Annotated in this window: 9 protein-coding genes; 1 reads left to right on the forward strand and 8 read right to left on the reverse strand. The window is 61.9% G+C overall.

Annotated elements, in window-relative coordinates:
• Positions 1-22 precede the first annotated feature (22 nt).
• Positions 23-2,101 carry a M13 family metallopeptidase gene (locus BISU_RS04295; protein WP_024463426.1) on the forward strand — a complete coding sequence of 693 codons (2,079 nt, stop codon included), beginning with the start codon at positions 23-25 and terminating at the stop codon, positions 2,099-2,101.
• Between the two features lie 10 nt (positions 2,102-2,111).
• Here BISU_RS04295 and ssb read toward each other — a convergent pair whose 3' ends face one another.
• The 8 genes from ssb to guaB form a co-directional block, all read right to left on the reverse strand.
• Positions 2,112-2,918 (reverse strand): single-stranded DNA-binding protein, encoded by an 807-nt coding sequence (gene ssb / locus BISU_RS11530; RefSeq protein WP_051246041.1) that lies wholly within the window; start codon positions 2,916-2,918, stop codon positions 2,112-2,114.
• A gap of 333 nt (positions 2,919-3,251) precedes the next feature.
• A complete protein-coding gene (locus BISU_RS04305) occupies positions 3,252-4,103 on the reverse strand; it encodes a 3-hydroxyacyl-CoA dehydrogenase (RefSeq protein ID WP_033502867.1) in 852 nt (283 codons plus the stop codon).
• A gap of 399 nt (positions 4,104-4,502) precedes the next feature.
• A complete protein-coding gene (locus tag BISU_RS04310; RefSeq protein ID WP_024463429.1) occupies positions 4,503-6,317 on the reverse strand; it encodes a proline--tRNA ligase in 1,815 nt (604 codons plus the stop codon).
• 142 nt (positions 6,318-6,459) lie between these two features.
• Complete coding sequence (locus BISU_RS11535) at positions 6,460-7,950, reverse strand: polysaccharide deacetylase family protein (protein WP_024463430.1); 1,491 nt, start codon at positions 7,948-7,950, stop codon at positions 6,460-6,462.
• Positions 7,951-8,345: 395 nt separating this feature from the next.
• Positions 8,346-9,758: a PIF1 family DEAD/DEAH box helicase gene (locus BISU_RS04320; RefSeq protein WP_024463431.1), complete on the reverse strand. Its 1,413-nt coding sequence runs from the start codon at positions 9,756-9,758 to the stop codon at positions 8,346-8,348.
• A 43-nt stretch (positions 9,759-9,801) separates the two neighbouring features.
• On the reverse strand, positions 9,802-10,734 hold the full coding sequence (locus tag BISU_RS04325; RefSeq protein WP_024463432.1) for a Cof-type HAD-IIB family hydrolase: 933 nt from the start codon (positions 10,732-10,734) through the stop codon (positions 9,802-9,804).
• Positions 10,735-10,914: 180 nt separating this feature from the next.
• Positions 10,915-11,622 carry an oligoribonuclease gene (orn, locus tag BISU_RS04330; protein ID WP_024463433.1) on the reverse strand — a complete coding sequence of 236 codons (708 nt, stop codon included), beginning with the start codon at positions 11,620-11,622 and terminating at the stop codon, positions 10,915-10,917.
• A gap of 296 nt (positions 11,623-11,918) precedes the next feature.
• A complete protein-coding gene (guaB, locus tag BISU_RS04335; RefSeq protein ID WP_024463434.1) occupies positions 11,919-13,466 on the reverse strand; it encodes an IMP dehydrogenase in 1,548 nt (515 codons plus the stop codon).
• Positions 13,467-13,856 lie beyond the last annotated feature (390 nt).

Below are 13,856 nucleotides of genomic sequence, written 5' to 3' on the forward strand. Positions count from 1 at the left end.
CGAACGCCGATAGGGTGAGGTCATGGAAACAGCTATGATTTCAGGCCTTGACCCGGCCTCTTTCTCTTCAGTCATCAAACCCGGCGACGACCTGTTCCGCTATGTCAACGGCCCGTGGATCGACACGTACCGCTTGCCCGACGACCGTTCGCGATTCGGCTCCTTCGACAAGCTCGCGCAGGATGCGGAAGAGCAGATTCGCGATATTCTGGAAGACGACCATTGCCCGGCCGCGAAATCGCAGGCGCTGTACCGTTCCTTCTGCGATACGCAGACCATCGAACGCAACGGCATCGAACCGATCAAGGCGGACCTGCAGGCCATCGACGACGTCGCAGACAAGGCGGATCTGACTCGTCTGCTTGGCTCGCTCAATCCGGTCGGCGGCCCGGACTTGTTCGGCATCGGCATCTACGGAGACCCGGGCGACCCGGATACGAATATCATTCATATCGAGCAGTCGGGCCTCGGCCTGCCCGACGAAGCCTACTACCGGGAGGAGCGCTACGCGCCAATCCGCGAGCAGTACGCCGAGATGGTGGCCAGGCAGCTGCTGCTGGCCGGCTATGGCGACAAGCAGGAGACCAAGCAGCAAGCCGCGCGATTCCTTGACACGGAGACTCGTATAGCCGCGCAGCACTGGGACAATGTGGCCACGCGAGACTCTCAGAAGACATACAACCCCACTGATTATGCCGCGCTGTCCGCTGCCTTGCAGCATTTCGACGTCGATGCGTGGGCCAAGGCCTGGCAGGAAACCTACGATGCGACAGCCGCCGCTCGCAGTCTGCATGTGGATATGATCGCCGCCTTGCAGCACACGATCGCGCATGAGCCCAGCTTCCTGACCGGGCTTGACGAGTTCTGGAATTCCGCCGACCTTGAGGATCTGAAGCTCTGGGCGCGGGCGCACACGTTGATCGGCTGGGCAGGCATGCTTAGCCATGACTTCGACCAGACGAACTTCGATTTCTACGGCAAGGTGCTCTCGGGCACCACGCAGCAGCGCGACCGCTGGAAGCGCGGCGTTTCCCTCGTCAACGGCATCTGCGGAGAGGACGTGGGCCGCGAATACGTCAAACGTCACTTCCCCGAAAGCTCCAAGGAACGCATGGAACAGCTCGTCGGCAATCTTATCGCGGCCTACCGCGTCTCGATTGCGAACAGCGACTGGCTGGGTGAGGCAACCAAGGGCAAGGCGCTTGAGAAGCTCGCGAAATTCACGCCGAAAATCGGCTACACGCAGCACTGGCGTGACTACAGCGCCTTGGATCTGCGCGACGACGCCGGGCTGATCGGCAATATGCGCGCCGCTTCGCTCTACGAGTCCGGCTACCAGCTGTCCAAGGCCGGCAAACCGGTCGACAAGGACGAGTGGCTGATGAACCCGCAGACGGTGAACGCCTACTATGAGCCTTCGCTGAACGTCATCGTCTTTCCTGCAGCCATTCTTCAGCCCCCATTCTTCGACCCGCAGGCCGAGGACGCCGCGAACTACGGCGGCATCGGTTCGGTTATCGGCCATGAGATCGGCCACGGATTCGACGATCAGGGCAGCAAGTACGACGGCGACGGCAAACTCAACGACTGGTGGACCGCGGAGGACCGCAAGAACTTCGAGGCCTTGACTTCCAGGCTGATCGAGCAGTACAACGGCTTCGTGCCCAGCCAGCTGGCCGACAAGTACGCGGATGATCCGAGCAAGGCTCCTCATGTCAACGGCGCACTGACCATCGGCGAGAATATCGGAGATCTGAGCGGCGTGAACATCGCGCTGAAGGCCTATGCTTTCGCGCTTGATGAGGCTGCCGGACGGCCTGTTGACGGCTCGCAGGCCGCTATCGAGCGCACGCTCGAACAGGCTCCTCGAATCGACGGATTCACTGGATTGCAACGTTTCTTCCTCAGCTATGCGTCCGTCTGGCGCTCGACGCAGCGCGACGAGCTCGCCGAACAGTATCTGCAGATCGATCCGCACTCTCCTGCCGAGTTCCGCACGAACGGCATCACGCGCAACGTCGACTTGTTCTACACGGCATTCGGCGTGGATCCCGAAAACCGCATGTGGCTCGATCCTGAGCAGCGCGTGCATATCTGGTGACTTCCGCAGCTTAGAATTCAGGGCCGGCGAATCCCTCAGCATTGCGAGGTTCGCCGGCCTTGGCGTTTTCGCTGTCATGTTTCTGCCCTCCATCGCCGCCCGCCGAGACTTCCGCAACGCCAAAGCCAAGTTCGACCGCGGCACCATCATGTTGCGTCTCGCGTTGAGGAGTCTGCTTCTCGACGACGCTCCATGGGTCCTCGCCTACGCCATTATTCGTAAAACCGCCGCCGCCCGGATTTCCGCCATTTTCCATCGACTCGTCCGAAGGCTGTCCCGCGATGCCGGCGTCCCCGCCAACTGTCTGGGAGGAGTGAGCCAGAGCATAGGAACCATTGGCAGGCGGACGGTCATAACCCGCCGCATTCATCTGGTCATCCGAACTGCGCTGGTGCGCATTCTGCCCCTGCTGGCTCGCGGTCTGACCCGACAATTGCCCGGGCTGCCCACGTTGTGAATTCTGCCGCTGGAAGGACCCGACGCCACGGCTCAGATCGTGCCCTACGGCGCTGGCTTCGATGACGATGCGACTGCGGTTGTTCCCGTCCTGCTGCCATTCCTCGGTGTTCAGTAGCCCGGATACGATGACCGGGTCCCCTTTGCGCACCGAGGCAAGAACGTTCAAAGCGAGCGTGCGGAACGCTTTTACCGTCATCCAAGTCGTGGGCTGGTCTTTCCACTCCCCGCTCGCGGCATGGAAATAGCTGCGCGTCGAGCCAACGCGAAACGAGCAACCGCCGGTTTTCCCTTCCCGGCCGAAGCCGATCGGGTTCGCGCCTACGAAGCCGGTGATCGTGATTATCCCCTGCTGTGCCATGATTCCTCCATTCGTCGTTGGACCGCAGTCGTTGGACCGCAGGAATCACGACGAGGGATGCCCGTCGTACAGGGAATACATGAGACGACTGCTATGTCCGTTGGCATCAGCCGGAGCCGTGCTCCCTGCGGTGACTCCACTATGCAGTCTGGAGGCAAGCCGCTGCAACCGAAAACGGGTCATGTGGTCGAAGGCTACGAATCCGGCGTGTTGTGGATACGATGTGGACAATATCGAGTTATCCACATTGCATGGGCGTCGACCACAGCGCAATTACTAAACTGAATTGCACCTGCAGCCGACGCCCATCCACAACCTGCAGCCCGCTATATCTCACTCATAGTCATAGAAGCCGTGCCCTGCGCCCTTGCCCAACCGGCCTTTGTCGATGTATTCGGTTTTGATCCGCTCAGCGAACTCGCGACTGACAGGGTCGCTGCTGTCCTTGTTGAGCATGTACGGGGTCATCATGCCGATGAGGTCATAGAACTGGAACGGCCCGAGCGGAGCGCCGGTCGCGATGCGCCAGGTCTTGTCGATGTCCTCAATCGAAGCGACATCGCGCACCCATAGATCGGCTGCGGCTCTCAGGAACGGCACAAGCATCGAGTTGAGCACATAGCCGGGCTGCTCCTTGCGCACGCGGATCGGCACCATGCCGATCTCCTCGGCGAACTGAACGACGCTGTCGAACACCTTGGGATCGGTCTGCGGCTGCGCCATCACCTCGCCGGTGTTGTTCTTCCAGATCTCATTGGCGAAATGCAGGGAGAGGAAGCGGTCTGGGCGGTCGGTGAACGGCGCCATCCTGCTGGGCAGCAAGGTCGAGGAATTGGTGCAGAACACCGTCTTGGCAGGAGCGACTTCGCTCACCTTGCGCCATGTGCTCTGCTTGATATCGAGACGCTCCGGAACCGATTCGATGACGATATCGGCGTCCTTGAGCGCATCCTTGAGATCGGAGGTCGAGCGAATGCGGGAGACTGCGACATCGAGCGCCTCGTCGGTGACGTCGGGAAAATCGTGGCGATAGGCCTTTTTAAGGTATTCCCAGCGTTCGGGCAGCTTGGCGAGCATATCATCGCTGATATCGTAGGCCACGACGTCCTTGCCCTTGTACGCCGCTTGGAAAATGATCTGGGAGCCGAGCACTCCAGTGCCCAGCACAGTAACTTGTTGCATCATTGCCTTCTTTCAGGTCCTGTATTAAGGGGCCGTAATCATTCTATGATGACAACGCGCCTCCCTGAAATAGGCAAAAGATCTTTATGCTCTGTGCCGAACTTCATGCACCCCGCAGCAACAGCAATACCGATGAACAGGCCGGCGCAGCACGCAGCAATACGAAGCTCCCACCCCCCCTGCCGTGCGTCAAACTATTCGCAAGGGAGACGAATAGTCATCTGCGGCGGGGATACATAGCACGAAGAGGGCGATGCTAGGCAAATAGCGTCGCCCTCTTCGCATGCCACGAGCCACCAGACACGAGTACACGAGCCCACGAGTACACGAAGCCCACGAGTACGCGCAACACGCAGTACAGCCACTACAAGGCTGCCGGTCAGCGTATGCGCGCCATCGGCATCAACGCAGCGCGCCGACCCGCTCCGCCAGCACGTCGGCAGCTTGCGCGACCGGCACAGCCGCCGAGTCGGAACCGTCGCGGTTGCGAATCTCGATCGTCCCGTTGTTCACCGTGTCGCGGCCGGCGACAGCCACCAGCGGCACGCCGACCAGCTCGGCATCCTTGAACTTGACGCCGGGCGAGACCTTGAGGCGGTCGTCATAGAGCACTTCGATGCCGCGCGATTCCAGCTCGGCTACCAGCTTTTCGGCGGCTTCAAACGCCTCCTGGTTCTTGCCCGTAGCCAAGACATGCACCTGCGCGGGCGCGATATTGACCGGCCATGCCAGGCCCTTGTCGTCATGATGCGCCTCGGCGATGCAGGCGAGCACGCGGGAGACGCCGACGCCGTAGCAGCCCATCCACACCGGCACGGCCTTGCCGTTCTGGTCAAGCACCTTAAGGCCCAGCGCGTTGGAATACTTGAGCCCGAGCTGGAAGACCTGCCCGATCTCCACGCCGCGCTCCAGGCTCAGCGGGCCCGAGCCGTCCGGGCTCAGATCGCCGGGGCGCACCTCGACGGCCTCGACAACGCCGTCCGCCTCGAAATCGCGCCCGTAGACCAGATCGTAATAGTCGACCTCGTTCTCGTCGGCGCCGGTGAACCATGCGGAGCCCTTGGCCACATGCGCATCGATCAGGTACCGCACCGGATGCTCGATGCCGGCGGCCTTGGCCTGCGGCCCCAGCACCATCGGCCCGATATAGCCCGGAACGAGCTCAGCATGCGCCTTGAGATCGGCCTCGTTGGCCTCCTCGATTTCGGCGGGCGCGAACTGGGCTTCGAGCCGCTTCATATCAACCTGGCGGTCGCCGGGGACGCCGATAGCCACCACCTCGCGCCACGGCTTGTCGTCCTCGCCGCCGTCGGGATGCTTGACCGCGATGACGACGTTCTTGAGAATATCCGTCGCGGCCCAAGCGCGACCATCGGCACGCGGATAGCGCGCATCCGCGAGCGCGATCATGCCGTCGATGGTTTTGGCGTCGAGCGTGGCGCGCTTCTCGGCGGCCGGAATCTGCGAAACGTCGAGGTCGTCCAGCTTCGGCGTGGTAAGCGCTTCGACGTTCCATGCCTTGCCCGAAGGGGCGAGCGCGAACGTGTCCTCGCCGATGGCCAGCGGAGCCAGGAACTCCTCGGACTGCGAGCCGCCCATCGGCCCCGACATCGCGCTCACGATCACGTAGTTGACGCCCAGCCGCCGGAAGATGCGCTCGTAGGCGCCGCGCTCGTCGTTGTATGCCTTGCGCAGCCCCTCCTCGTCGATGGTGAAGGAGTACGCGTCCTTCATGATGAACTCGCGGCCGCGCACCAGGCCTGCGCGGGGGCGGAATTCGTCGCGGTATTTGGTCTGGATCTGATACAAGGTGACCGGCAGATCCTTGTACGAGGAGTACATGTCCTTGACGAGCAAGGTGAACATCTCCTCGTGGGTGGGAGCCAGCAGGTAGTCGGCCTCGTGTCGGTCCTTGAGCCGGAAGATGTTGTCGCCATACTCCTCCCAGCGATGCGTCGCCTCGTAGGGCTCGCGCGGCAGCAGCGCCGGGAAGTGCACCTCCTGCGCCCCGATGCCGTTGATCTCCTCGCGCACCACGCTTTCGATCTTGTTCAGGACGCGCAGGCCCAGCGGCAGCCAGGTCCAGATGCCGGGGGCGGCCTTGCGGATATAGCCGGCCCGCTGCAGCAGACGCGCGGAATCGACGTCGGCGTCGGCGGGGTCCTCGCGCAGCGTGCGCAGGAACAGAGTTGACATACGAAGTGCTGTGGAATTCATGGCTCAAACCTATTCTTTCAAGAGGACAACGCCTTCGAGGAGACAACGTCTCCGGGGGACATCACCGCGTTGCCTCGTGCTTCACTTCAGCATTGCCACGTCGATCATGCAGCTGCCGCCTGCATATCGGCCGACTTATCGATCAATCGTCTGTCGTATCACCAAGTGAGTAGAAGACGCCACCGGGTTTCAAGTCGCCGTCCAGCAGCTGCGGCACCGTGACGATGCGCAGCCCTTTGGCACGCAACCCGTCGATAATCGCGGGCATCGCATCGATGGTGGCCTGCCTCCCGTCATGCAGGGAAATGATCGAGCCGTCGGACGCCCCGTTGACGACGTTATCAGCGATTTTCTTGGAGTCGATGTCACGCCAGTCCTGCGAATCGACGCTCCACAGAATCATCGACTGTCCGCTGGCCGCCGCCTGCGAGCGCACCGCGTCGCTCCACGCACCATCCGGCGGCCGGAACAGAGTGACCGGCTGGCCACTGGCCGAGGAGATCACCTGATCGGTGTCGTCGAACCATTTCTTCAGCTGATCAGCCGACATCGCATGCAGCTGGGTATGCCGCCATGAGATGCTGCCGACCGCGTGGCCCTGCGCCGCCTCCCGCGCGACGATGCCGACGCTGCTGCCGTTGACGAACTGCCCTTGCAGGAAGAAGGTCGCCGGTGCGGCATTGCGCTGCAGCACATCGAGCAGTTTCGGCGTGAGTTGCTTGTTCGGCCCGTCGTCGAAGGTCAGCGCGACGCAGGGGTGGAAATGGCAGTCGCCTGGCAGGCCTGCGACCACTGCGTCATATGCCGAGCGCAGCGACGCAAGTCGATCTTGCAGCAATGCATTGGCCGATCCCGTATCCTTATGCGCGGCTTCGGCCTGATCGGCCGCCGTCTGCAATGCGCCGCGCTGCGCATCGTCGACCTTGCCGGCGCTGCGCGTAAAAGCCAGCCGAGCCTTGACGACCAGCGCATCCAGCTGTGCGCCCACGCTTTCGCGCTGTTTGCCCGCAATGGTGCTCTTGACCGCTTCGGCCTGGTATTGCACGCTGATCATGCGATTGACCATATCGCTTTCGCCGCTGCTGAAGTTGTCGGCCAGCGCACGCAGGTCGGCCGTGCTCATATTCGGCGAGCAGGCGGTTTTGCTCAGTTCGCTCATATTCAGCGGGGACACGCCGTCCTTCATAGGCGCGATGACATCCGCCAGCTGCTTGACCAGATAGGGCGAACTGGCCTCATCGTCCGGCGTGCGCGATAGCTTCGCCGCCGATGCCATCGTGGGAGCGTAGGAAGTGTACGTGATCGAGAAGCCTTTGCGCGCCGAGGCGCATGCCGATAATGCCGAAGCGTGCTCTTCGGCATGACGCGCGTTCACCGTTCGGACCACCACCACGCCGGCTGCGATGGCGATCGCCGCGAATGCCGCGATGAAGGCGATGAGCACGGCGGTCGAGCGCCTTCCTCGGTGCTTCTCCGGATCGGCTGGGGCATTGGGCATGTCCGAATCGTCTGAATCGTGATTTGCCGCGGAAGTGCCGTACGCATCGCCATCGCCGTCCAGGCCGGTCTCGCCTGCGGCGCCGCCCATCAGCTCGTCGAAGCCATCATCGGCTTCATTCCCGTTCCTATCCATAGCACCATCCTATGAGCAGGACTCCACGTCTCTTCTCGACCCGGCATGCGGAGGCTGCACGGTTTCGTGATTCGCGAGGGGACCCATTTGCCTCTCCGCTTGCGCTTGTCTTGCGCCGTCCACGAAAATTCATTAGACATATTCGGGTGGATCATGCCGGAAACGCACTGCGATGCCTGTGCGGCGCGAGGCAAGAATGGCGGAATTCCGCCGCAATGTTCCGCGCTGAATTCGGCGTCTACTTTGCGAAGTGCCTAATGAACGAAAAAAGTGCCTAATGAACGAAAATCATGACGACAAGACGGCAATGATGACATTGACGACGAATACGATGCGAGGCGCATCGACACGGCGCGAATTTGCCGTCAGTCCGGCTCTCAGCCGAAGTCTCGCGCCTAGAACAGCTCGTCCTGCATGAATTCGTCGTCGCCCGCGCTCTGCCCGGCAGCGCTCCTAGTGAAGGCCTCGGCACCCTCATCGCGCAGCATGGCGCTGGCTGCTGTGGAGTTATCGCGCAGCTGGCTATCGAGGAACACCGCATCCGGAGAGACGAGGAACGCCCGCTCATTGATGCCGCCAAGATACAGCCCATCGAGGTTTTCGACACGGGACAGCGCCACATAGCCCATGCCGGGAGCGAAGGTGCGGCGCAAATCCATAACCGCCCGGTCGAGCGTCATGCCTTGGGATTTGTGAATCGTGATCGCCCAGGCGCAGCGCAGCGGCACCTGCTTGACCGAGGCCAGAACAGTTTCGCCGTCCATCATCTCCCACGAGGCCTGCTTCATGGTGACGGTGTTGCCGTTCTCGAATTCGACGATGGGCCAGCCGCCCTTGGCCTCGCTCACGAAGCCGCGCACCGTACCGATCGAACCGTTCACATACTGGTGGTCCGTGTCGTTGCGCAGCGCCATGACCGCCGCGCCGGTTTTGAGCTCCAAATGCTCCGGTGCCAGCATGTTCTTCTTGAGCCGGCTGACCAGCCGCGCCTCGCCTGCGGATTCGGCGAAATACTCGTGTGCTGGTTCGGCGATACGGGACAGCTGCAAGTCGTTGAGGCTGTCGGCCTGCTTGTTGACAGGAAACAGGTGGACCGCCACCTCACCGGGATTGGGCTGGGTTCCCAGCCGCCCTGCCAGCACGTCATGGTCCTCCTGCGACACTCCACCCTCGCGGATGTCGGTGAGCACGGTGAGCAGCTGGCCGTCGTCCTGACGATGCTGCTCGGTGAGGTAAGCGATGACGGGATTGAGCTCATCCCAGACCAGCGATTCGGTGATGAAGCCTTCGGGATTTCGACCAGCGCGAACGTAGCGCTCTCGGGCTTCGAGGAATTCCGGGCTCGGCGTGATCAGGTCGTTGTTCCTGCCCGGCCGGCTCACTGGCGGCAGCTGGAAGAAATCGCCGGAGAGCACGATCTGCAGCCCGCCGAAAGGCTCTGGGCTATGCCGCAGCGCCCGGCAGACCTGATCGACCATGTCAAAAAGCCAGGCGTGCAGCATCGAGACCTCATCGATGACGAGGATGTCGGTGGCTTCGATCTTGCGCTTGCGGCGCGAGCGAATCTGCTTGAGGAGGTTCTGCGTGAGCGCGGTCGAAACTCCCACGCCGCTCCAGGAGTGGATGGTCTGGCCGTTGATATGCGTGGAGGCGATGCCGGTGGAGGCGGTCACCGCCACGTTCGCACCTGCCGCACGCGCGTGGGCGATAAACTGGTTGAGCACATAGGTCTTGCCGGCTCCCGGCGCACCGGTGATAAACACATTGGCACCAGCGTTCAGAACCGCCAGCGCATCGGCCTGCTTCATATTTCCCCTATCTATCCGTGCCTCGCCACGTGACCCGCGCGAATCAGCCCAGCAGCCGATCGAGCACCTGCAGCACGCCGTACTCGGTGTTCGCGGGCGCGATATAGTGCGCGGCCTCCTTGAGATCGGGATGCGCGTTGTCCATAGCGAAAGACCACTCCCCCGCGTCGAGCATCTCCAGATCGTTGAGATAATCGCCGAACACGGCCGTCTGCGCAGGCGTGATGCCGAAATGCTCCTGCAGCGCCACCACGCCGCGGCGCTTATCGGTGCCGAGATTCATGATATCGACCCAGTGCGCGCCGGAGACGACCACCTGCAGCTCCTCGGTGAAGCCGGAGAGCAGCGCGTCCTCCATCGGCTGCGCGGGGCCGAAGTCGAAGATCGCAGCTTTCAGGATATCCTCGGTGATGCTGTGCAGATCGTCCACGACAGTGAGCTTGGCATAGTATTTGCGGCATTCGGCAAGGAAATCCGGGTCATGGCGCGTAACATAGGCGCCTTCGGCCGCGCAAAGCACCAGACCGATGTCAAAAGCGGAAACAGAATCGCCGGAATCGGAAGCGGAATCCGCAGTGTCGTCGTCAGAAGCGTCGGCGGCGTCAGCGCCAGCGCCATCGGATGCAACATGGCTTGTTTGCCCGTTTGCCATCACTACGTCGATGATGCGGCTGACGGCCCCATGCTCAATCCCGGAAACCGACGTGATTTCGCCATCTGCGACAACCAGGTTGCCATTCTCCGCGATGTACGAGCCACCGGGCATCGCCGCGCCGAACATGCCGGTCAGCGTGGCATATTGGCGGCCGGAGGCGGGCACGAAACGGACGCCAAGCTGCTCCATCCGTTCTAGTCGCTCCCAGAAGCCTTCTGGAATCCGGCTGTCGCCATCAAGCAACGTGCCATCCATATCGGCGACGACAAGACGGATATCGTGGGGACCCGGGGCAATCGTGGTCCAATCAGCAGCGTTCATGCGTTCCTCTCAGCTATCAGTGTTTATCTCATCAGTGTTTGCCGGTGCTCAATGTGCATCATTGCGTAGCGTGTATTGGCTACGCGGAGTTTGCCGGTTTCGCTGCCCGTGTCGGCGCTATGCCAACAAGCCAGCGGTGTCATTCGCTCGCGGCGCCGGCGGCATCTGCAATCGCGCGAATCAGTAATCGGGCTTCTGCGCGTGGTTCGGATCTTCGACCGGCTGGCCCTGCGCCTCGTAGTCGCGCAGCAGGCTGGTAGCCTCGATGCGTGCGGCGCCTTGAGCGGCCTGCGCGTCATCAGGGCCGGGCGACGGCACGAAGAACATCTCGCGGTAGTAGCGCAGCTCGTCAATCGATTCGATGATGTCGGCCAGCGCACGATGCCCGCCGTGCTTGGCAGGCTTGTTGTTGTATGAGCTCGGGTACCAGCGGCGGGACAGCTCCTTGAGCGTGCTCACGTCGATCACCCGGTAGTGCAGCTGCGCCATGAGATCGGGCATGAAGCGGTCGAGGAACTTCTTGTCGGAGCCGACCGAATTGCCAGCCAGATGCGCCTTGCCATGCTCAGGCAGAAAGCGCTTGACATAGTCGACGACCTGCCGCTGCGCCTCGTCCAGACTCAGACCGGAGGCATTCCACTCGTCCACCAGACCGGACGAGGTGTGCATATGGCGCACGAAATCGTTCATCTGAGCAACGGATGCGTCGGAAGGCTTGATTACGAGATCAATGCCCTGATCAAGTACCTTGAGATTGAAATCGGTAGGAACGACCGACACTTCGCACAGCTCGTCATGGAAGATGTCGAGCCCCGTCATCTCGCAGTCAATCCATATCATCCGCGATTCCTCGGGTGTGAATGTCAGATCATCGTTGCCTTGAGCCATGCCGGCCGCCTTTCCTCGAACTACCGAATCCATAACGCTACCGCACCAGCGCGACTGTGCGCCTTGCGAACGCGGATACCGAGCGCGCTGGGCATACTGCCGCATTTCAGCGCGTGAAACGCAGCAGTATGCCCAGTATCATCACTGCATGTGCGCCTGATGCTGGGTGGGCTCGTGCGTTTGAACGGTATGAAACGCACGAACCTGTCCAGTATCGGCATACCGAACACCAAGCCGGCTCAGCCAGCAAGACCGGTCAGCTAGCCCAGCTAGCAGACCCGAACAGCGCCCCGGCCTCAGTTATGGAAGCCGTTGTAGTTCGGGGCTTCGGCGGTCATCACGATGTCGTGCGGATGCGATTCGCGCAGGCCCGCATCGGTGATCCTGATGAAGCGGCCCTTTTCCTGCAGTTCGGGGATCGTGCGCGCGCCGGTGTAGAACATCGACTGGTGCAGGCCGCCGATCATCTGATAGAGCACCGCGTTGAGCGGCCCGCGATACGGCACTTCGCCCTCGACGCCTTCGGGCACGACCTTGTCATTGCTCGTGACGTCGGCCTGGAAGTAGCGGTCCTTCGAATACGACTTCTTGCCGCGCGGGGCCATGGCGCCGAGCGAGCCCATGCCACGGTAGAGCTTGTACTGCTTGCCGTGCAGGAGCACCTTCTCGCCCGGAGCCTCTTCGCAGCCGGCCAACGCGCCGCCGAGCATGACGGAGCTGGCGCCAGCCACCAAGGCCTTGGCGATGTCGCCGGAATAGTGGATGCCGCCGTCGGCGATGCAGGGAATCCCCGCCGCCTTGCAGGCCTGGGCCGCGTCGTACACGGCCGTCAGCTGCGGCACGCCCACGCCGGCCACCACGCGCGTGGTGCAGATGGAGCCCGGGCCCACGCCGATCTTGACCGCGTCGACGCCGGCATCGATCATCGCCTGCGCGCCCTGGCGGGTGGCGATGTTGCCGCCGACGATCTGCACGCCATTGAAGGCGGGATCGGCCTTGATGCGCCGAATCATATCGAGCGCCAGCCGCGCCTCGCCGTTCGCGGTATCGACGATCAATGCGTCGACGCCAGCTTCCATAAGCGCGGAGGCACGCTGCCAGGCATCGCCCAGGAAGCCCACGCCTGCGGCCACGCGCAGACGGCCCTGCTCGTCCTTGGTCGCATCCGGATATTGCTCGGTTTTGACGAAGTCCTTGACGGTGATCAGGCCGGCGAGCTTGCCGTCCTTGTCGATCAGCGGGAGCTTCTCGACCTTGTGCTTCGCCAGGAGGTGATGGGCATCCTCCTTGGTGATGTCTGACGGGCCAATGATGAGATTCTCCTTGGTCATCACGTCGCTGACCTTGAGCCGGTCGTAGTCCTCGGAAGCGATGAAGCGCATATCACGGTTGGTGATGATGCCTACGAGCCGATTCTCGCGATCGACCACCGGCAGGCCGGAGATATGGAATCGCGCACACAGCTTGTCGAGGTCGGCAAGCGTCACATCGGGGTTGACGGTGAGCGGATCGGTGATCATGCCCGACTCGCTGCGCTTGACGACGTCGACCTGCGCGGCCTGGTCGTCAATGGAGAGATTGCGGTGCAGGACGCCGATGCCGCCGTTGCGGGCCATGGCAATCGCCATATCCGATTCGGTGACCGTGTCCATCGCGGCGGAGAGCGCCGGAACCTTCATGGTGATTTCGCGGGTGAAATGGGTTGTGGTGTCTACTTCGGAGGGGATGACATCCGTCTCGTTGGGAAGCAGCAGCACATCGTCGTAGGCCAAGCCGAGCTTGGCGAAAACGGTGGGAACGGGGGTGTATGGGAATTCCGTATTCATATCAGGATTTGAGGCCATATCGACACTATATGGGGCCGGGCTGACGAAATCGGCTACAGGGAATTCGCTATGCTACGCGCACATGGAGAGGCCGCGTTCTGAGGAGCCGACCGAGGAGTCGATCGAAGGACCGAACGCTGCGGAATTCTGCGCTGGAGAGCCACGCACCGAGGAAACTCGAGACGAAGGGACAGCCGAAGGGAACGTGGTTCGAGGTCCTACGCTGTCAAAGGGTCTTTTGGAGGGATTCCTGCCGAAGAAGGGTGCATCAAAGAAGCATGACCCGCATCTGCGTTGTCGGGCTCGGACTGATTTCCGCGTGCGCCGAATTCAGATTCGATGTGGTGCGGAGCCTCAATGGTCTTGGCGACATCAGCGTCCTGCGCAGCCGCAGCATTTGCGTCCGCA

The organism is Bifidobacterium subtile (assembly GCF_000741775.1).
Taxonomy (GTDB): domain Bacteria; phylum Actinomycetota; class Actinomycetes; order Actinomycetales; family Bifidobacteriaceae; genus Bifidobacterium; species Bifidobacterium subtile.